This window comes from Thermostichus lividus PCC 6715 (assembly GCF_002754935.1).
In the GTDB taxonomy this organism is placed as follows: domain Bacteria; phylum Cyanobacteriota; class Cyanobacteriia; order Thermosynechococcales; family Thermosynechococcaceae; genus Thermosynechococcus; species Thermosynechococcus lividus.
The window spans coordinates 100,064-119,643 of sequence record NZ_CP018092.1 but is presented as its reverse complement, the minus strand read 5'-3'; the positions used below and the strand labels follow the sequence as shown (position 1 = coordinate 119,643).

Annotated in this window: 17 protein-coding genes; 6 read left to right on the top strand and 11 right to left on the bottom strand. The window is 54.4% G+C overall.

Features of this window, described 5'->3' with window-relative positions; translation table 11 throughout:
* Positions 1 to 31: 31 nt before the first annotated feature.
* On the bottom strand, positions 32 to 3,922 hold the full coding sequence (locus BRW62_RS00640) for a bifunctional diguanylate cyclase/phosphodiesterase (RefSeq protein ID WP_099797640.1): 3,891 nt from the start codon (positions 3,920 to 3,922) through the stop codon (positions 32 to 34).
* 221 nt (positions 3,923 to 4,143) lie between these two features.
* Between BRW62_RS00640 and BRW62_RS00635 the strand changes: the two genes are divergently transcribed.
* Positions 4,144 to 5,655 carry a M16 family metallopeptidase gene (locus BRW62_RS00635; RefSeq protein WP_227517462.1) on the top strand — a complete coding sequence of 504 codons (1,512 nt, stop codon included), beginning with the start codon at positions 4,144 to 4,146 and terminating at the stop codon, positions 5,653 to 5,655.
* Complete coding sequence (gene cobS / locus BRW62_RS00630) at positions 5,652 to 6,407, top strand: adenosylcobinamide-GDP ribazoletransferase (RefSeq protein ID WP_099797638.1); 756 nt, start codon at positions 5,652 to 5,654, stop codon at positions 6,405 to 6,407. Before BRW62_RS00635 ends, cobS begins: the two co-directional genes overlap by 4 nt.
* Here cobS and BRW62_RS00625 read toward each other — a convergent pair.
* The 8 genes from BRW62_RS00625 to BRW62_RS00590 form a co-directional block, all read right to left on the bottom strand.
* Entirely contained in the window at positions 6,373 to 7,026 is a 654-nt protein-coding gene (locus BRW62_RS00625) for a ComF family protein (protein WP_099797637.1), read from the bottom strand. The two genes, cobS and BRW62_RS00625, sit on opposite strands and share 35 nt — an antisense overlap.
* Positions 7,027 to 7,039: 13 nt before the next feature.
* Positions 7,040 to 7,336 (bottom strand): Mo-dependent nitrogenase C-terminal domain-containing protein, encoded by a 297-nt coding sequence (locus BRW62_RS00620; RefSeq protein ID WP_099797636.1) that lies wholly within the window; start codon positions 7,334 to 7,336, stop codon positions 7,040 to 7,042.
* A 382-nt stretch (positions 7,337 to 7,718) separates the two neighbouring features.
* On the bottom strand, positions 7,719 to 8,438 hold the full coding sequence (locus BRW62_RS00615) for a DUF3120 domain-containing protein (RefSeq protein WP_227517461.1): 720 nt from the start codon (positions 8,436 to 8,438) through the stop codon (positions 7,719 to 7,721).
* A 46-nt stretch (positions 8,439 to 8,484) separates the two neighbouring features.
* The gene (locus BRW62_RS00610; protein ID WP_227517460.1) at positions 8,485 to 9,243 is read right to left on the bottom strand and encodes a hypothetical protein; all 759 of its coding nucleotides are present in this window, start codon (positions 9,241 to 9,243) and stop codon (positions 8,485 to 8,487) included.
* A complete protein-coding gene (gene secF, locus BRW62_RS00605; protein WP_099797634.1) occupies positions 9,198 to 10,133 on the bottom strand; it encodes a protein translocase subunit SecF in 936 nt (311 codons plus the stop codon). The genes BRW62_RS00610 and secF overlap by 46 nt, the downstream gene beginning before the upstream one ends.
* A complete protein-coding gene (secD, locus tag BRW62_RS00600; protein ID WP_099797633.1) occupies positions 10,130 to 11,560 on the bottom strand; it encodes a protein translocase subunit SecD in 1,431 nt (476 codons plus the stop codon). Before secD ends, secF begins: the two co-directional genes overlap by 4 nt.
* Before the next feature lie 2 nt (positions 11,561 to 11,562).
* Positions 11,563 to 12,546 carry an alpha-ketoacid dehydrogenase subunit beta gene (locus BRW62_RS00595; RefSeq protein WP_099797632.1) on the bottom strand — a complete coding sequence of 328 codons (984 nt, stop codon included), beginning with the start codon at positions 12,544 to 12,546 and terminating at the stop codon, positions 11,563 to 11,565.
* A gap of 71 nt (positions 12,547 to 12,617) precedes the next feature.
* A complete protein-coding gene (locus BRW62_RS00590; protein ID WP_099797631.1) occupies positions 12,618 to 13,487 on the bottom strand; it encodes a phosphatidate cytidylyltransferase in 870 nt (289 codons plus the stop codon).
* Positions 13,488 to 13,767: 280 nt separating this feature from the next.
* On the opposite strand from BRW62_RS00590, the gene BRW62_RS00585 reads away from it, so the two are divergent.
* On the top strand, positions 13,768 to 14,433 hold the full coding sequence (locus BRW62_RS00585; protein WP_099797630.1) for a sigma-70 family RNA polymerase sigma factor: 666 nt from the start codon (positions 13,768 to 13,770) through the stop codon (positions 14,431 to 14,433).
* A gap of 53 nt (positions 14,434 to 14,486) precedes the next feature.
* A complete protein-coding gene (locus BRW62_RS00580) occupies positions 14,487 to 15,008 on the top strand; it encodes an anti-sigma factor family protein (protein ID WP_099797629.1) in 522 nt (173 codons plus the stop codon).
* A 45-nt stretch (positions 15,009 to 15,053) separates the two neighbouring features.
* Here the strand turns inward: BRW62_RS00580 and ruvC are convergent, their stop codons facing one another.
* A complete protein-coding gene (ruvC, locus tag BRW62_RS00575) occupies positions 15,054 to 15,581 on the bottom strand; it encodes a crossover junction endodeoxyribonuclease RuvC (RefSeq protein ID WP_198406076.1) in 528 nt (175 codons plus the stop codon).
* A 14-nt stretch (positions 15,582 to 15,595) separates the two neighbouring features.
* On the opposite strand from ruvC, the gene BRW62_RS00570 reads away from it, so the two are divergent.
* Together BRW62_RS00570 and BRW62_RS00565 are read left to right on the top strand one after the other, a co-directional pair.
* On the top strand, positions 15,596 to 16,948 hold the full coding sequence (locus tag BRW62_RS00570) for a histidine phosphatase family protein (RefSeq protein WP_198406206.1): 1,353 nt from the start codon (positions 15,596 to 15,598) through the stop codon (positions 16,946 to 16,948).
* A 4-nt stretch (positions 16,949 to 16,952) separates the two neighbouring features.
* Positions 16,953 to 18,218: a dihydroorotase gene (locus tag BRW62_RS00565; RefSeq protein WP_099797628.1), complete on the top strand. Its 1,266-nt coding sequence runs from the start codon at positions 16,953 to 16,955 to the stop codon at positions 18,216 to 18,218.
* Here the strand turns inward: BRW62_RS00565 and fumC are convergent.
* The gene (fumC, locus tag BRW62_RS00560; RefSeq protein ID WP_099797627.1) at positions 18,170 to 19,573 is read right to left on the bottom strand and encodes a class II fumarate hydratase; all 1,404 of its coding nucleotides are present in this window, start codon (positions 19,571 to 19,573) and stop codon (positions 18,170 to 18,172) included. The two genes, BRW62_RS00565 and fumC, sit on opposite strands and share 49 nt — an antisense overlap.
* Between the last annotated feature and the right edge of the window lie 7 nt (positions 19,574 to 19,580).

Sequence of the window (19,580 nt, the reverse complement as noted above, 5' to 3'; positions counted from 1 at the left end):
ACAGAGGACACCAACACAATTAGTGGCCAACCTATAGCGCTTGCAGTAAGGGTTCGATCGCGCTCGCAGGGGCTGGGCGGGCAAATAGATACCCTTGGCCATAGTCACACCCGAGTTCCCGCAACAGTTGAAGCTGATCAGCCGTTTCAATGCCTTCGGCGATCGCCCGGTATCCCAATTGATGGGTAAGGACTAAAATCATTTGGGTGATTTGATAGTTACGTTGGTTGTTTTCCAGCTGACTGACGAAGGAGCGATCCACTTTGAGGTGCTGAATCGGTAAACTATGGAGGTAGCTAAGGCAAGAATAGCCAGTGCCAAAATCATCAATACTAATTTCAATGTGGCGATCGCTAAGGGCACTCAGTAGCCCCCTCATCTCTTCGTTGAGTTCTAGTGCAATTCGCTCTGTTAGCTCAAGGATTAACCTGCCCTCCGCCAAACGAAATTCCTGTTGGATGTGATCTAAGTGTGCCAAAAAATTTGGGTGCTTCAGAGTTTTGGCAGAGACATTGACACTGAGAATCAGGCGCTTGGTGCTGGGGTACTGCTGGTACCACTGCGTCAGTTGCTGGCAGGCATGACGCAAGACCCACTGATCTAAGGCCACAATCAAGCCGGTATCTTCCGCAATGGGAATAAACTCAGCAGGCGAAATGAGACCCCGTTCAGGGTGATACCAGCGCACTAAGGCTTCAAACCCCACTAAACGCTGCTCCTGTAAGTCAAAAAAGGGCTGATAAAACACCCGCAGCTCATCCTGCTCTAGGGCACGGCGGAGGTCGTGTTCAATGTGGAGGCGTTGGAGCACCTGCTTGTACATCCCTTGATTGAAAATGGCGTAGCGTCCCCGCTGATGGCCTTTGGCTTCATACATTGCAATGTCGGCATTGCGCAACACCTCAAGGCTGTTTAGATACTCATTTTGGGCAAAGACCATACCCAAGCTACTACTGACAAAAATTTGCCGCTCATCAACATTTATAGAGTCTTGCAAGCGCGTGATAATGCCTTCACAGGGGGCAATCACTTCCTGTATATGGCTGAGGCCACTCATCAAAATGACAAACTCATCGCCACCAAACCGTGCCACTGTATGGCTGCGGTGAATCAGGCTGCGCAGCAACCGGGCAAACTCAACGAGTACGCGATCGCCAACCGCATGACCCAAACTATCGTTGATCACCTTAAAGGCATCTAAGTCTAAAAAGACGACGGCATAATGGTAGCGGGGGTTACGGCGAGCCTCAGAGATCGCTGCTTCCAGCTGTTCCATCAGGTAAAGGCGATTGGGCAGGCCGGTCAGCATGTCGTGGTAGGCTTCGTAATGCAGTTGGTTTTGCACCTTAAGGCGTGCCGTCACATCCCGCGAGGTGGTTTGCAGCCTTTGTAACTGACCTTGGTCGTCGTAGCGGGGCTTGATGAGGGTCTCTAGCCACAGTGTTTCGCCAGAGGCAGTGCACACACGATGGGTGAGGGGCCAAAATTTATTTTGTTGAATCATTTGTGCCAATTCTTGCCGCACCTGAGCGCGATCCTCAGGATGAGACAGTTCACTAAAGTGTTGGCTAATTAGGTCTGTACTCTTGCGCCCTAAGAGTGCTTCGTAGGACGGGCTGATATAAAGGCAGTGGCCAGCGGGATCGTGCACACACACAATGTCATTCATGTTTTCCGCGAGCAGTCGATAGCGCTCTTCACTCTCTCGCAAGGCCATTTCCGCAGTTTTGCGATCGGTAATGTCGATGTGGGTACCCACCACCTTACAGGGCTGCCCCAAGGAATCGCGAATGAGGACAGCCTTACTGTGAATCCAGCGGTAGCTGCCATCGCGGTGACGCAAGCGAAAATCAATGCTGTAGGCTGCCTCGCCCCGCAGAAACCGCTGAAAGGCACTCACTGCCCGCTCTCGATCCTCGGGATGCAGCCGGCTGGCCCAATCTTTAGGACTGGCTTCCGCCGCATTGGCCGGATACCCCAACTGCGCTTTATAGGTGGGAGAGACATAGGCGGTTTGGGTGCGTAAGTCGCAAAAATAAAAGCCAATATTGGAGGCTTGCACCGCTAAATCTAACTGTGCCTGTTGCTCTTGTAGGCGCTCTTGAGCCGCATGGCGATCGCTCACATCCAGAACAAGGGTGTACCACATCACCGCACCATCGTCGCGGCGCTCCGGTTGACCTGCCCCTTCCAGCCAGCGAATGTCGCCATTGGGGTGAATGATTCGCCACTGCCAAAACCATGGCTGCAACGTTCGGGCTGATTTCTCTACAGATTCAAGCATGGCAGGGCGATCATCAGGATGCACAAGCTGCCAGAGCGCAGAACCATCCGCCGCTGCCACCGCCGCTGGCACACCCCATAACTTTTCACACATAGGGTTAAGGTAAAAAACTTGATTGCGCCCATCAGGAAAGTGCAGATAGCGGAAGATGCCTCCCGGCACATTCATCGCAGTTGAGCGAAATCGTTCTTCACTGTCGCGCAATGCTGCTTCAATGCGGCGGCGCTGCGCCAATTCCTCCTGTGCCCGTTGGTATAGCTTGGCTTGATAAATGGCCACTTCCAGTTGGGTTGCAATCGTCGTCATCAGCGAAATTTCAGCCGCAGACCACTGGTGGGCACCATTGGTAGTAAACACCCCCAAGGCACCCCAGGTCTGCTCTTCTACCCGTAAGGGCACTATCAGCCATGCCCCCGGAAACATCTCGGTTAAAGGTTTTAGGACGGGATCCGTAATTTCACTGGCATCGCTAATTTGGATAATGTGACCCGCCTTAAGCTGCGCGGCCATGGGGTTATCGGCATCGGAAACTTCGTAGCCAATATGGTGCGGCCAGTTGGGATCTTGGCGATACTCTGATCGCCGCACCCATGCGTGCCGATGGGGAAGGTACTGCACCACCACGCAATCGAGCTTCAGCCACAGCTTGCCAACTTCTTCAACCACTGTGGCAAAAATGGTCTCGAGATCTAATGAGTTACGAATGGCCTGAATCACCCGATTCAGTGCCTGCTCCCGTAATAACTGCTCTTTGAGCATGCTAATATCGCGCCCCACAGACTGAATTTCGACAAGTTGGCCAGCGTCGTCAAAAATACCTAAATTAATCCATTGGGTGTACTTAATCCCTTGAGGGCTACAGACGCGGTTCTCGTTGGTAAAGGTGGGGGCATCGGGTGTCAATGCCTGGACTTTGGCTAACAGAGCAGGTAAATCTTCCGGCAGGACAAAGGTCGCCCACGGCTGGCCAATCACGTCGGTCACCGCCCGTTCAAACGCCCGGCAGAAGGCCGTGTTGGCAAAGGTAATGACCGTATCGGCTCGCGAGCAAATCAAAAAATCCGTTTGGCGTTGTACTAGGCTGTAGTAGCGGTCTGCCTGCTGGCGCAAGTGATTAATCAGATGTTGGTGTTCCGTTGCATCTCGATGGCGATCCCTAATATCCTGAAAGGTGATCAGGCCAAGTTGCATCTCCCCGCTACGATTGAAAATCGGTCTAACTTCTAGCTCAATGGTCATGCGGCGATCGCCATACTGGAGAGTCACAGTTCTGCGCTCATCAACCGCAGGATGTTGCCCTTGGGGTTTCAGCAAGTTCTCTTTGGGGTAGGGACGAGGATGATTCGGCGCGGCGGCGCTGTCCTCCTCAAAAAGATGGATGTTTTGCCAAATTTCCGTTGCCGGTTGCGAGGCATCAGTGATCCCCAATAGGTTGCGAGCGTAGGGGTTGATGTAGATAACTTGCTTGGCAGCATTGTAGAGGCAAACTCCCATAGGCAACGCCGCCAAAATCTCTACTAGGGCGCAACAAAGATCCTGACCGACCGCATGTTCAAGGAAGTCCAGCAGAGCACCACTACAGGGCAGAAGAACCCCGCGCACTTGCAAGGGGTCAGAAGGCGGCAGTTGACAATCCATCAAAACAAGAAAATGAACTGGGGAGTGAGCGGCTTAGAACTGGATCACGTCTTTGGGGCAATAAATTAAAGAGTAATGGTAATAGTTATAAGCTAATCTTGTCAGTGCTGCCAAGCGTGTTGCTGCGCAAGAGGTAAAAACCACGCAGAAGATCAAGACAGCAGCATAGCGTCTGAACGACTGAAATAGGGTGTAATAGAAGCAGTACCTGAGACATCCCTGTGTCATTGTTGCAGCTTATTTGGAGTCAATGCCAGTGCTTCTGTGTTGGGGCGATCGCCCTGTGGGTATGGCTCACGCCCATTGCGTCTGCCCAGACGATCCGGCCTTACATTGACCGCGCCATGAATCAAATTAGCGAGTTTTACCTTGACAATGGGATGCACTTTATTGTCATGGAGCAGCACCAAGCCCCCATTATTTCTTTCCTGACCTATGTCGATGTGGGGGGGGTAGATGAACCGGAGGGGCAAACTGGGGTGGCGCACTATCTGGAACACCTTGCCTTTAAGGGAACCCGCCGCATTGGCACTCGCAACTATGCAGCAGAAAAGGAAACATTTGCCCAACTCGATCAGCTCTTTGATCAGCTACAGGCTACCCATGATGATGCCCAACGTCAGCAGCTATTGGTGGAGTTTGCGGCAGTGCAACGGGTCGCAGATCGTTACGTGCTGCAAAACCAGTATGGTCAAATTGTCCAACAGGCAGGGGGGGTCGGTCTCAATGCCACCACCTCTGCTGATGCCACCCGCTATTTCTACAGTTTTCCGGCCAACAAACTGGAACTGTGGATGTCCTTAGAGTCAGAGCGATTTCTAGAGCCGGTGTTCCGTGAGTTTTACCAAGAAAAAGAAGTCATCCTTGAGGAGCGTCGCCTGCGAACAGAGAACTCACCCTCAGGACAACTCTTTGAAGCCTTTTTAGCTACCACGTTTCAGGAACACCCCTACCGCCGTCCGGTGATTGGCTACCGCGACGATATTCAAAATCTGCGCCGCATTGATGTCGAGCGTTTTTTTGCGGAGTATTACACCCCTGAAAAAATGACCATGGTGCTGGTGGGGGATGTTGACCCCAAACAGGTGCAACGGTTGGCGCAGGTATATTTTGGCCGCTATCCCAAGGGTCAGGGCAAGGCCACGGCGATCGCCCCTGAACCTCCGCCGACTGAACCGCGTAGCATTACCCTAGAGCTAGCTAGCCAACCCCTTTATATCGAGGCGTATCCCTGTCCTGCCCTGCGCGACCCCACTTACCTCCAGTACGAAATGTTGGCGCAGATTCTCAGTGGTGGCCGCACCTCCCGCCTTTATCGCGCCCTTGTCCTAGAACAGAAAACTGCCCTGAATGTGCAAGCGTACGTCGGCTTTCCGGGCAATAAATATCCCAACCGTTTTCTCATTTATGGCGCACCGGCTCCAGGGCATACTACCGCAGCATTGGCGGCGGGCATTGCCAAGGAGTTACAAGCACTACAGGCAGATCCCATCAGAGCCGACGAGTTGGCTCGGGTAAAAACACAACTGCGTATGGAACTGCTGCAAAACCTGACCTCCAACGAGGGGATGGCCAAGCTCTTGGCCGATTACGCCGTCAAGGGGGAGGGGTGGCAGCAATTATTTAATCGCCTTGAGGCCATTGAACAGATCACCCCTGCTGATATTCAACAGGTAGCACAGTCCCTCCGGCCACAGCAACGCACCGTAGCCCAAATTCAAACACGATTATGAAGTCCCTGTGGCAGGAATGGCTAGGGGCAGTGATCTTCTACACCTGTTTGCCCCTTCCCCCTAGATGCCCTATCAAACTTGCTGGCGCAGCAAAGTGGTGCCCAGGGGTGGGGGTACTGATTGGCGGGCTACTGTTCGGGGCAGACTGGCTGCTAGACCTGCTTTACCTGCCACGGCTGGTGCAAGGCGTGTTGCTGGTGGCGCTCTGGTTAGGGCTCACCGGTGGGCTGCATCTGGATGGGGCAATGGATACAGCAGATGGCTTAGGGGTGAGGGATCCGCAACGGCGGCTCGCAGTCATGGCAGACAGTCGCAGCGGTGCGTTTGGGGTGATGGCTGCCATCGTGATCCTGTTGCTGAAAGTCAGTGCTCTGGCGAGTTCAACCATGCCCTTTAGCGTGCTGTGGGCGGCGGTGTGGGGACGGGTAGCACAAGTGTGGGCGATCGCCCGCTACCCCTACCTCAAGCCCACAGGAACTGGTCAGATTCATAAAGTCTCCTGCCGCGTCCCTTGGGATTTTTGGCCAAGTGGCCTCGTATTGAGTCTCATGAGTGTGATACTGCCCCTCTCCCTTGGCCAGTTGCTATACCTCCACAGTCTTGGCCTCCTCCTGATGCTCTTGGTACCGGCATGGTTTTATCACCAAGTGGGAGGGCACACCGGCGATACCTACGGTGCCGTGGTGGAGTGGAACGAGGCTCTGATGCTGGTTGGCCTTAGTGTGGCTCAGGGAGCGCTACCGCCACTGTAACGATTCCCAGTACCCGATGCCCTGCGGCTCTCAGGGTTTCTGCCGCCGCACGGGCGGTTGTGCCCGTGGTGTAAATGTCATCACACAGCAGCACCCAGCATTGCTTCCTTAAACCGCGCCCTAAGACAAACGCCTGCTCTAAATTAGCGACCCGCTCAGCCACCGTCAGTTGAAACATTGACTGCGTTGCGCGCTGCCGTACCAAGGCATGGGGAACCAAGGGCAATTCTAGGGCACGACAAAAGCTGGCGGCAATGATTTCTGCTTGGTTAAAGCCCCGCGCCTTTAATTTATCGGCATGGAGGGGAATGGGAACCACCTGGAGCGGCAGGTTGTGGCTGACCTGACTCTCTAGCCAAGCAACAGCGAGCCATTCACCAAAGAGGGTGCCCAATTCGGGATGGGCATGGTACTTGAGGGTGGCGATCGCCCGCTTTAAGTCCTGACGGTAGCTGCCCCACGGCAATAGGGGCACTGATCCGCGCCAGTAAGAGCGGCGATCGCGCAGCTCCCACGTTCGCAGCCGCCGTTCGCAGCTTGGGCACAGAGGTTGCCGACTCAGACGACCACAGCAGGGGCAGGGCTGTTGGAACAGCACGGCGGCTAGGGATCGCCACACTCCGACGTACCCCCTAGCAGTAGGCGCTAATATCTTCCTGACACTCGTCCGCTAAATAACAGAGAGCACGATAGCGTAACAGCATCAACTCTTCGTAGAGGGGATTGAGATGGCACAGGGGAGGAATATGGATGTGCCACTTTGCAACCACAATATCCCGCTCAAAGGGGCACTGGGCAGGGATCAAACGGCACAGACGGTGAGCAAGCTGGCGATCGCGCACGTCAAAGCACTCTAGCCAACGACGCACCGGCAGCAATACCGCTTTGATAAACCGTTGCCCCAGCGTTAAAACAGACTGACGAAGCATAGTGAACTCAACACCTCATCGTAATAAAGATAGCCACAGCACAGATTGCCTATTCCCGTAGCCTTCTAGAGCGTGAATCAGCATCTAAAAATACAAGACTGAGAATAGAACATCAAAGCTGGGATTTGGATAGGAAAAAACTAAATTTGTGCACTCTGGCGAATGGGCTTTAGACGTACCTTGCGTGGCGTTGCGATGAACTGTAAACACCAGAGAAAAGTCAATGCATTATTCAGCAATATAGACTGTCTCCTTGAATCATCAGAGATTTGTAATAATGGATACACTTTATTTCGGCCTCTTCCAGAGTTCCTTTTGGTATCCATTCCTATTTTAGTTTCTAGTTTTTAAATTGACGATTCGGTGTGCCAAAATGTTGCCCCTAAAGGGGTAAAAGCCCAATCGTTAAACCAAATAACCCATCCACCACAAGGGTACTTAGTACCGCCCCCATAAACGCCCAACTCGGCAGCATGGCAGGTATTCCTTGGCGAATCTGGGATTGAAACAGGGGCAACAGGCCAATGAGCAGTAGGCTTAGGCTAAGCAGTACACCCCACACTTCCCCGCTAAAGGTCTGGGCTTGGGCGATCGCCTGCACGAGCATTTCTTGCACTGACACTAGATCCTGCTCGAGGTACATAATGGCTCGCCAATGGGGAATCACATCAATCAGGTAAAAATAGGCATCCGTAATGGCCGTGCCTAAAAATGACCCCAAAAAGAAAAAGACCCCTACCAGTTGTTGCCGTTGTCGCAGATGCCAAACCATCAGGGGTAACGGCAGCGCCTCCACCGGCAAGTGCCACAGCGGTTCCCAGCGCAACCAGCCCCAGTACAGCGACCCTGCCCCCCAACACCAACTAAAGCCATAGAGGAGTGCACCGAAGCGCTGGTAGCGAGTTTGGGTTTGTAGGTAACGACTGATCCCCCACAGCAGGGGAGTGATCCCTAAGCTCAACCAAGGATAGGTACGTACCAGTGGTGCCTCAATAAAGACAGGGACAGAGACTAAAAAAGCCGCAAGAGAAAAAATACACCACGCTGGCCGGGAGCCAAAGCGCAGGGCGGGGAAAACAGCGGTCGAGGTCAGCGCGGTCAAGGGACTCTTGGGAAATGTTAACTTTTATGTCTTTCCCTTTAAGGTATCACAGGGTTGACCGCCGTGGAGAACGGGATCTTCGGGGCGATCGCCGCTGCCGCCGTAGTGTTTCCGATAATTCCACGAAGATATCCCGCTGCAACATCGGATAGTTGCCAATCCAGAGGCGATGGCGTGGCAAATAAACTTCCGAAATCATCTCAATCTCTGCTAAGTCCGGTCGCCGCGATAGCACCAGCATCTGTGCGACATCTCCTGGCCGAATCACGCGGTGCTGCCGCAGCAGCTTAGTGCGCACCGTTGTTTCAAAGCCGCTTTTGTCGCCTATCTCAAGGTTAAGGCAGCGTTCGCGGTTCTCGATGATGACTAACTGGCCTTGATCGTCAACGGTCTCTTCTTTGCCCACCAGTTCTTCAGTGACATAGACCTCTAGCACCCGCCCTTGCCAAAAGCCGGCGTAGGGAAATCGGCGGTAGCGACGGTTGCGCCAACTGGCCAACACAGCCGGTGCCCACAGCCAATACAGCCCCGCCACCAAACCAAGCACAAGCTGGGTGCCATCTCCCAAAAACTCGAGGCCAAACGTCACAATTGCTACGGCCACCACAGCAAAGATTACCCGCCGTAAAACGTCCTGTAGCTTCCCCCACACGTAGAGATACTGAGCACCTGTGGCAACCGCAGGAACAAGCTGGCGCAGTTTTTCTTGGGTAATGGGAATTAGCACAACACAGGGGGAGAGACGGGAGTGGGTCTGGCCTAGGTGACTGGCGAAGGGGTTGGTGTGGGTTGGCGATCGCGCCACCAAGCAAGCAGGGTACTCGCCACAAAAATACTAGAATACGCACCCGTCACAAAGCCAATAATTAAGGCTAAGGCAAAAAAGCGCAGAGTATCGCCCCCAAAAATAAAAATCGTGACCAAGGGCAACAGAGTCGTCAGGGTTGTGTTAATGGAGCGGCCAAGGGTTTGTACCACGGCCTGATCGACGACCTCCTTAATGTTCAGGTCGGGGTTGAGCTTAAGGGTTTCGCGGACGCGATCGTAGATGACCACCGTATCATTCACGGAAAAACCAATAATGGTGAGCAACGCCACAATAAACAGGCTGTCAATTTCAACCCCAAGGGTCAGCCCTAAAATGGCAAAGATACCTGCGGTGAGCAAGACATCGTGAAACAGCGCCACAAGGGCAAAAAAGGCATAGTCAAACTGAAAGCGTAGGGTCAGATAAATCGTAATGCCAATGAAGGCCACCAGCAGCGCAAGCAGACCGGAGCGCAAAATTTGCCCCCCAAGGGTGGGGCCGACGGTTTCAATTTGCGTCTGCGCCGGATTAAAGGCACCCAATTCTTGAGTCAAGGCACTACTGAGCCGTGTGCGCTGCTCTACCCCTAAGGGAATGGTGCGGATACCAATCCCATACTGATCAATCACCTGTAGGCTGCTGTTGCCCAACCCCTCTTGATTCAGAATGCGGCGAACCACATCAATGTCAATGGGCTGCTTGCAGGTGTTTGTGGTACTACAGGCAAGTTCAAATTGCAGTCGCGTTCCGCCAATAAAGTCTAAGCCTAGGCGGAGCGGACTGCCTAAGGAGACCGAAGAGATGGCCATGGCCATCAGACCACTGAGAATGACAACTAGGGATATACCCCACCACAGCGATCGCTGGCGATTGACGCTAAAACTCATTTCAGGGTCTCCAGTTTGGGACAAAACCACGTGGGTTTACGCAAGCTGGGGATGCTAATGGCGTAGAACAAGAAGCTACGGCTACAGGTCAGGGCGGTGAACATACTCACCCCAATGCCAATGGCTAGGGTCACGGCAAACCCTCGCACAAAGCCCGTGCCAAGAGCAAACAACGCCCCACAGGCAATCAGGGTGGTGACATTGCTGTCTAAAATACTGGCAAAGGCACGATCAAAGCCCGACTCCACCGAGCGGTAGAGGGTTTTACCCAGCCGTAGTTCTTCGCGGGTGCGCTCAAAAATCAGCACATTCGCATCCACCGCCATGCCAATACTGAGGATGAAACCCGCAATGCCCGGCAGGGTTAAGGTCACCCCAAACAGCAAAAAGGCGGCATAGGTAAAAATGGCGTAGAGCACAAGGGCAATATCGGCAATCAGACCCGGCAAACGGTAATAGGCAACCATAAACACCAGCACCAGCACTAGGCCCACCACCCCCGCGTAGAGGCTATCACGGATACTGTCTTGGCCAAGGGACGCGCCCACCGTCCGGTTTTCAACTACCTCCAGCGGTACCGGTAGAGCACCCCCCTGGAGCTGAATGGCAAGATCGTTCGCAGTTTGGGCGGTAAAGCCACCGGAAATTTCCGCATTGCCGCCAATAATGCCGGTTTCAGCATACTGCGCAGACACCGTGGGGGCACTAATGAGGCGGTCATCAAGAAAAATGCCAATGCTGCGGCCCGTACCGGCAATCTCTTTGGTGAGGCGGGCAAACAACTCTGCCCCTTGGGGGTCAAAGCGGACAATGACATTCCAGTTGGGGGAGCCGGGCGCCACCGGACTAGCGAAGGCTTCTTGCAGCATGGCTCCAGTAAGCTCTGAAGGCGCAAAGAGGTTGGCGATCGCCTGCTGACTGGCCGCAAGAGACTCGCGGTTTTTAGCAAGCTTGGCCTCAATATCGGCTAACGCTTCAGGATTGTTGGCATTTTGGGATTGCTCTAGCAGGAGTTGCGTTTGCTCTAGGAGAAGCTGCGCTTGGATTTGTCGCTCCACTTGCAGTTGCGCTTCAGTGCCGGGCTTTTGGGGTGCAAACAATAACTGGGCGGTTCCCTTGAGAATGCGCTCTGCCTGCTCGGGATCGGTGACCCCCGGCAGCTGCACCAGTAGCTTATCGTCGCCTGCGGTTTGCACCACCGCCTCGGCAACCCCCAAGCCATCGATGCGCTTTTGCACCACACTTTGTACCGCTGAGAGCACTTGGGGCGTAATTTGCGGCACTTTATCCGTCGTTTGCACCTGGAGGGTCAGTTGGGCACCGCCGCGCAGATCCAGACCTAAGCGAGCCGGGGTGCGCACGATCACCCATGTGGCGGCCATCAGTAAAACTAAAATTGCAATTAGCCAGCCGCGATATTTCCCCATGATTAAATCTGACCCCGCACCAGTTTCTGCACAGCGGCCACAATTTGCGGCGGTTGCACGATGGTTAGGTTCTCGAGGGTGCCATTGTAGGGGGTGGGAACGTCCTGAGAGGAGAGCCGCACCACTGGGGCATCTAACTCGTCAAAGTAACGCTCCATAATAGAGGCCGAGAGTTCTGCGCCAATGCCACCGGTTTTCATGCATTCTTCAACAATAACAACACGATGGGTTTTACAAACTGATGCGCCAATGGTCTCAAAGTCAAGGGGCTTCAGGGAAATTAAATCAATCACCTCCGGATCGTAGCCCTCGTTTTCAAGGGTTCTCACCGCTTGCAGGACATGGTGCCGCATCCGCGAATAGGTGAGAATAGTGACCTCCGTTCCCGGACGAACCACCTCTGCTTTGTCAAGGGGCAAGTAATACTCCTCTTCCGGTAGGTTTTCCTTGAGGTTGTACAGCAGCACGTGCTCAAAAAAGAGAACAGGGTTGGGGTCACGAATGGCCGATTTCAATAGCCCTTTGGCATTGTAGGGGGTTGAGCAGGCAACAATTTTCAACCCTGGAACCGCTTGGAAATAGGCTTCTAGGCGCTGGGAGTGCTCTGCCCCCAGTTGCCGCCCTACCCCCCCAGGCCCGCGGATCACAATCGGAATTTTGAAGTTGCCGCCGGACGTATAGCGCAGCATCCCGGCATTATTGGCAATTTGGTTAAAGGCCAGCAGCAAAAAGCCCATGTTCATGCCTTCAACAATGGGACGCAGACCGGTCATGGCTGCCCCAATGGCCATTCCCGTAAAGCTATTTTCGGCAATGGGGGTATCCAGCAGGCGGAGTTCGCCGTACTTTTTGTAGAGGTCTTTGGTGACTTTGTAGGAGCCGCCATAATGTCCTACGTCTTCCCCCAGTACAAATACGGTAGGGTCACGCTCCATTTCTTCATCAATGGCAGCACGGAGGGCATTAAACATCAAGGTTTCGGCCATGGTTGCGCGGCAAACGTTAAGGACTATTTCCTAGGGTAGTTGAAACTGCACCGCTTGCGATCGCCAACACCTCAGGGGTGCCATTGCCCCAAGGCTGGCAGCAGCAAGGTAACAAAGTAAAACACAAGCGGGGCGGTGAAGACGTAGCTATCGGCACGATCCAGAATCCCCCCATGGCCAGGAATCAACTGCCCAGAGTCTTTAACCCCGGCATCCCGCTTCATCATTGATTCGGTGAGGTCGCCCAAGAGGCTAGCAATGCCAATGAGCAAGCCTAGGGTGGCTCCGGCGAACCACGGCCATGGCCACTGGAGGGAATAGGCACCCCAAAAGGCGACGGCTAAGCTCCCTAAAACACCAAATACCGCCCCTTCAACAGTTTTCTTGGGGCTAATGTGCGATAGGCGGGTGCGACCAAACAGCTTGCCGACGGTATAAGCCCCAATATCCGCCGCCCAAATACAGGTAAACGCTAACAGGGTTGCCTGCAATCCTAGGGGGAGAGCCTCTAAGTGCCACTGCTGTGGCCAAAACCCGCCTAAGGGAAGGGTGGCAGTATGATCTAGCCCCCGTAGGCGCACCCAATAGCTGGGGAGATACCCGCCGTAGAATAGCCCCATGATGGAGGTAGAAATGTCGGCAATGGAGGCCAGTTTAGGCTGAAACAGCAGGTAAAAGCAAATTAGGGTACCGGCGACAGGAAAGACGGCATCGGCCAAATCGGGACGCAACAGCGCAGTAATCAGTAGCACCTGACTGACAACTAAGGTGGTTTTAGCCGCTGGGGCACTGCCTTTGGCACGCGCTAGTTCAAAATATTCCAGTTGCCCTAGGTAAATTAAGGCACCAATACCCAAGCAAAAGTACCATCCCCCCAAGAGGGTTATTATCAATGCCACCGCGATCGCAACAAGTCCACTGGAAATGCGTATCCACGGCATGGTGATTATGGCAGTTGACTAAATAAGGTGTTCACAGGTTAGCCTAACGAAAATCAAGGGGCGATCGCCGCTACAATTAAAGTTTAGTCTGAATTGAGTCAACATTAAGAAAACATTAAGCAGTCGGCGATAAAAATCCCTCACCATCTCTCAAACAGTGAAGCCCGCCCAGAGGAGCTGTTGCGCATAGAGTGGCAGCTAGCACGGTATAACGGAGGAGGGAACCTGATCACCGACCTTGCGTCATGGGAGATAGTTTGGTCTGAGGTCTGTTGTTTCCATGACATCCAGTATCCCCCTTGCTTGGCCCAGTGTTGAGGAGACCTGTTACCGGGTGACGCTGCCGCTAACAAAACTTTCACCACAGGAATTGGTGATTCGCTGTCAGGCGGGGAGATCACCCGATCGAGCCGCGTTTACAGAGTTGTTACGCCGCCATCAAGCTCACGTGGAGCGACTGATCTATCACTTGGCACCGGACTGGGAGGATCGAGCCGATTTAGTACAAGAAGTGTGGATACGGGTGTACCGGAATATTCATAAGTTACAGGATGCCAGTAAATTTCGCGGTTGGCTCAGCCGTATTGCCACAAACCTATTCTATGATGAGCTGCGCAAACGGAAGCGCCACCAAGCTCCCCTCTCCCTCGATGCCCCCCTCAAGACCCATGATGGGGAAATACTATGGGAACTCGCCTCCAGTGATGCCAGTCCGGATGAGTTATTGCATACCGATGAATTTTATGACCAATTGCGACAGGCGATCGCCAACTTGCCGGAAACCTTCCGAACCACGATTGTCCTGCGGGAAATTGAGGGATTGTCCTACGAAGAAATTGCCCAGATCACGGGTGTCTCCTTAGGAACAGTAAAATCAAGAATTGCCCGCGCTCGGCAGCGACTGCAAACGGAATTGCAACCCCACCTTGACAGCCCCCGCTCCTAAACTATTGCCCCACACCTTGGCTTTGGCTAGATTTTGATGAAGGATGTTGAACAATGATGGACGAACTGGATCACTGCAAACGAGATCACTTCGAATTGCTGAGTGCCTATCTCGATGGTGAAGTCACGGCTGGGGAGCGACAGCAGGTGGAGGCATGGCTCGCCAGCGATCCTAAGGCTCAACGACTGTACCAGCGGCTGTTAACCCTAAAAGTGCAAATGCAGCAACTTCCCGTGCCTGTGTCCCCTTGCCCTACGGATTATTTGGCAGCTCGGGTCATTGCCAAGGCGCAGCGTCGCCCCCGCGCAGTGTGGGTATGGGGAGGGGTGGGTGCCACCCTAGCTGCATCGGTGGTGGGTGTTCTCAATGGGCTTCTCCCTAACCCACTCCCCGGATCACAGATTGCAGTGACTAGTCCTGCCAGCATTGCTCCAGAGGTGTCTCCTGTACCCGTTGAACCTACAGCTGTTGGCCTGATGCTCAGCCTCGATCGCCCTCCCGTTGCAATTCCGGTGAGTGAGACTGCCCCTTCTGCTCTCACAGAAGCATCTACCAATACTGCCAAACAGGACTAAGTATTCGCCACTTTGACAACTACCTCTAGGGAGGATCGCCCCTGTCTAGGAACAGGGAGTCTCGTGGTGACGGCTGGCAGTAAGGGCGATCGCCAAGGCATCAGCCGCATCATCCGGCCTAGGGAGGGTAGCCAAGTCAAGTTCCCGCTGTACCGCCAGTTGCACCTCAGTTTTGGTGGCGTTGCCATACCCTGTCAGTGTTTGCTTGACCTGGGCAGGCGTAAACTCCAAAAGCGGACACCCCAGTTGACTCAGCACCAAGAGAATCACCCCCCGCGCCTGAGCAACCACAATGGTGTGGCTCATTTTATAGAAAAATAATTTTTCGATCGCCACCACGTCAGGGCGCAGGGCTGGAATTAACTGGTGTAGGTCAGTGTAAAGACTGTGCAGGCGATCGCCAACAGGTTCCTTGGCAGTGGTTGTGATCACCCCAAAATCGCAGACGTGGCAGCTTGTGGGTGTCATTTCAATGCAGCCATAGCCAAGGGTGGCCAAGCCCGGATCAACCCCTAAGATACGCACGGCTGGCCTCGAGAGGTAACAGACAAGATACAATTGCCTATGGTGCATCCAAGGAGAGACATCTGAGTACCCGAGTTATTATTGTCCGCCACGGTGAAAGCACATTTAACGTTGAACAGCGCGTCCAAGGTCATAGTGATTCCTCCTCGCTGACGGAGCGTGGTCATTGGATGGCGCAGCAGGTGGGTGCAGCATTACAGGGCATCCCCATCCGCAAAATTTACACCAGCCCCCTTAAGCGTGCTCAGGAAACGGCTGAGGACATTTACCAGCAACTAGGCAGTCTAGGGATCCCTGCCCCTATCCCTATGGATTTGCTCAAGGAAATTGCCTTACCTGCGTGGGAAGACTTACCCTTTGCAGCGGTGAAAGAGCGGTTTCCAGAGGACTATCGCCGCTGGCAAGAGGCACCGGACACCTTAGTCATGCGGACCCTAGATGAGACTGGGGAGCCAAAGGACTTCTTCCCAGTCCTAGATTTGTTTGATCGGGCCGGTCTAGTCTTGGATACGCTGCTGCCCCAGCACGACAATGATACTATCCTGATTGTGGGCCACAGTGGTATGAACCGCGCCTTAATCTGCACAGCCTTGGGCTTGGGGGTCAAGGGCTATTTGCGGCTGCAACAGGCCAATGGCGGCATCAGTGTTCTCAACTTTGCCCACGGTCGGCACCAACCGGCGCAGATAGAAGCCCTGAACCTTACCAGTCATCTCAACGATCCCTTTCCGGAACCCCGGTTTAAGGCGCACACCCTGCGTATCTTTTTGGTGCGCCATGGTGAAACCAATTGGAACCGCGAAGGACGGTTTCAAGGCCAGATTGATGTGCCCCTTAATGAGAATGGTCGTGCCCAAGCGGCAACTGTGGCAGATTTTCTCAAGGATGTAACCTTCCACCATGCCCTGAGTAGCCCCCTATTGCGCCCCAAAGACACAGCCTTAGCCATTTTGCAGCACCATCCCGATGTTTCCTTAGAGCTAGAGCCAGCCTTGGCAGAAATTAGCCATGGTGACTGGGAAGGCAAGTTTGAGCCAGAGGTGGAAGCGCAGTACCCAGGGGAGCTAGAGCGGTGGCGCACCACCCCAGCGGCGGTGCAAATGCCCAACGGGGAAAACCTGCAACAGGTGCACGATCGCGTCGTCACAGCGTGGGAGCAGTGGCTCGAGGCATGGAAAGCCAGTGCCCTTACCCCCCACAATGTTTTGGTTGTGGCTCACGATGCCACCAATAAAGTGCTGCTGTGCCATATTGTCGGCCTAGGGATCGAGAACTTCTGGCTCTTTAAGCAAGGCAATGGCAGTGTGACGGTGATTGACTACCCGCTAAAAGGAGGGCTGCCGCGGCTACAGGCGGTCAACATTACCACCCATTTAGGGGGCGTGCTGGATCGGACGGCAGCCGGAGCCTTGTAAAGCCATGGCATGGCGACTGCTGCAACAGGTGCGGGTGGTGGATCCGCTCAACCGCGCAGATTACCGTGCGGATGTGCTCTTTAGGGGCGATGAACTGGTGGCGATCGCCCCAGCGGACATTCCCCCTGAGAGCGAGCGGGTCCCTGCTGAGCAGTTAATTTTGGCACCCCCTTTAGTAGATCTCTACAGCCACAGCGGCCAACCAGGGTACGAAGCGCGCGAAAGCCTAACCTCTCTGCTTGCTGCTGCGGCGGCGGGGGGGGTGCAGCACCTGACTCTTTTGCCTACTACCCAACCCGTCATTGATGATCCAGCGGTGTGGAACTCAATCCAGCACGATTTGCCCGCAGAGAGTTGGACGCAGGTGCGGGTGTGGGCGGCTCTCAGCCAAGGGGGTGCAGGCAAGGCTCTTAGCAATCTAGCGGAACTGGCCGCAGCCGGCGTAGTGGGGTTTTGCGATGACTCCGGCCTCGTCAATTGGCCATTATTGCAGCGCGCTCTCACCTATTTGCAACCTATCCAGAAATGTGTGGCGCTTTGGCCGTTTGACGCAACCTTGGCGGCCCATGGCGTTGCCCGCGAGAGTTTAGACGCCCTGCGCTTGGGTCTGGCAGAGCAACTAATCTGCTGTGAAACCATTCCCCTACTGGCAATTTTGGAGCTAGGGCGCACCGTCACGACCCCTATTCATCTGATGCGCCTCTCCACCGCTCGCAGTGTTGAAATCTTAACGCAGGCTAAGCCGGAGACTGTTACCGCCAGCGTTTGTTGGTTGCATCTACTGTTTGACACTGGGGACTTGGCCACCTACGATCCAAACCTGCGCCTTGAGCCACCCCTCGGAACCCCTACGGATCGCCAGTCCTTAATTGAGGGGGTCAAAACAGGCGTGATTGAGGCGATCGCCATTGACCACACCCCCCTCCTTTACGAGGAAAAAATGATCTCCTTTGCCGAAGCCCTCCCGGGGGCAATTGGTCTGGAGTTGGCCTTGCCCGCCCTCTGGCAGGGATTAGTCGCCCCTGGGCACCTCACGGCGGTTGACCTCTGGCACGCCATCAGTACCGCGCCTGCCCGCATTCTTGGCCTTGCCCCCCCGCAGTTGCAGCCCCCTAGCCGCAACGTTATCCTGTTTGATCCGACGGCAGCATGGACGGTAAATGCCCAAAGCCTGCGATCGCGCTGCCACAATACCCCCTACTGGCAGCGCACCCTACGGGGTCAACTGTCGGCGCTTTCGCCAAGCATGTCCTCTGGACGCACCCACTGATCAAACTCCTCTGGGGTGAGGTAGCCCAGCTCTACGGCAGCCTCCTTGAGGGTTTTCTGCTCGCTATAGGCTTTTTTAGCCACGGCTGCCGCCTTGTCGTAACCAATACGGGGGTTCAAGGCGGTCACGAGCATCAAGGATCGCTCTAAATGCGTCTGAATTTGGGGGTGATTCGGCTGTAGCCCCCGCAAACAAAAGTCCGTAAAGGCAGACCCCGCATCGCTGAGGAGTTCAATGGAGCACAGTACATTGTGGATGATGAGGGGCTTAAACACATTGAGTTCAAAGTTGCCCTGACTACCAGCCATACCAATGGCCGCATCATTGCCCATCACCTGCACACACACCATGGTCAAGGCTTCGCACTGGGTCGGGTTCACCTTGCCAGGCATAATCGATGAGCCGGGTTCATTGGCGGGCAAGATTAATTCCCCCAACCCACAGCGAGGACCCGACCCTAACCAGCGAATATCATTGGCCATTTTCATCAAGGCCACCGCCAGCGTTTTGAGGGCACCACTCAACAGCACTAGGGGATCGTGAGCCGCCAAGGCCGCAAAGCGATTTTCGGCAACACAGAAGGGATAGCCGGTCATCCGGGCTAACTCTTGAGCAACGCGATCGCCAAAGCCGGGGGGGGCATTTAAGCCGGTGCCGACGGCGGTACCGCCAATGGCTAGGGGATAAAGGTGCTGGAGGCAGTACTGCAAGTGGTGTTGACAGGCCGCCAACTGGCTAGCATACCCCGAAAACTCTTGACCAAGGGTGAGGGGCACCGCATCCATCAGGTGAGTGCGCCCAATTTTAATAATGTTGGCAAACGCAGCGGTTTTTTCCTCCAGAGCCGCCAGCATGTTTTGCAGCATGGGCAGCAGCCGCTCCTGTACCTCTAAGACAGTGGCGATGTGCATTGCGGTGGGAAACGTATCATTCGAGGACTGACTACAGTTAACGTGATCATTAGGGTGAATGGGGGTTTTGGTTCCCTTTGTGCCTCCCGCTAACTCAATGGCACGGTTGGCAATGACCTCATTGACATTCATATTGGTTTGCGTGCCACTGCCGGTCTGCCAAATCGATAGCGGAAACTGATTATCCCAACGACCGTCAATGATTTCCGCTGCTGCTTGACAGATCCACGCCGCTTTCTCCGGCGCCAGAACACCTAGATCCCGGTTGGCGATCGCCGCTGCTTGCTTCAGCCGTGCCATGGCATAAATGACCGCAAGGGGCATTTTTAGGCCGCCAATGGGAAAGTATTTTAGGGATCGTGCCGTCTGGGCGCCCCAATAACAGTCAGCGGGAACCTCAATCGTACCTAGGGAATCGGATTCGGTGCGGGTTGCAGGAGCCATGATCCAT

Bases quoted from the DNA above. Each gene is read 5' to 3' on its own strand.
- secF (WP_099797634.1), bottom strand. From the start codon at position 10,133: ATGAGTTTTAGCGTCAATCGCCAGCGATCGCTGTGGTGGGGTATATCC.
- BRW62_RS00640 (WP_099797640.1), bottom strand. From the start codon at position 3,922: ATGGATTGTCAACTGCCGCCTTCTGACCCCTTGCAAGTGCGCGGGGTT.
- BRW62_RS00565 (WP_099797628.1), top strand. From the start codon at position 16,953: ATGGCATGGCGACTGCTGCAACAGGTGCGGGTGGTGGATCCGCTCAAC.
- fumC (WP_099797627.1), bottom strand. From the start codon at position 19,573: ATGGCTCCTGCAACCCGCACCGAATCCGATTCCCTAGGTACGATTGAG.
- ruvC (WP_198406076.1), bottom strand. From the start codon at position 15,581: ATGCACCATAGGCAATTGTATCTTGTCTGTTACCTCTCGAGGCCAGCC.
- BRW62_RS00595 (WP_099797632.1), bottom strand. From the start codon at position 12,546: ATGGCCGAAACCTTGATGTTTAATGCCCTCCGTGCTGCCATTGATGAA.
- cobS (WP_099797638.1), top strand. From the start codon at position 5,652: ATGAAGTCCCTGTGGCAGGAATGGCTAGGGGCAGTGATCTTCTACACC.
- BRW62_RS00620 (WP_099797636.1), bottom strand. From the start codon at position 7,336: ATGCTTCGTCAGTCTGTTTTAACGCTGGGGCAACGGTTTATCAAAGCG.
- BRW62_RS00580 (WP_099797629.1), top strand. From the start codon at position 14,487: ATGATGGACGAACTGGATCACTGCAAACGAGATCACTTCGAATTGCTG.
- BRW62_RS00590 (WP_099797631.1), bottom strand. From the start codon at position 13,487: ATGCCGTGGATACGCATTTCCAGTGGACTTGTTGCGATCGCGGTGGCA.
- secD (WP_099797633.1), bottom strand. From the start codon at position 11,560: ATGGGGAAATATCGCGGCTGGCTAATTGCAATTTTAGTTTTACTGATG.
- BRW62_RS00585 (WP_099797630.1), top strand. From the start codon at position 13,768: ATGACATCCAGTATCCCCCTTGCTTGGCCCAGTGTTGAGGAGACCTGT.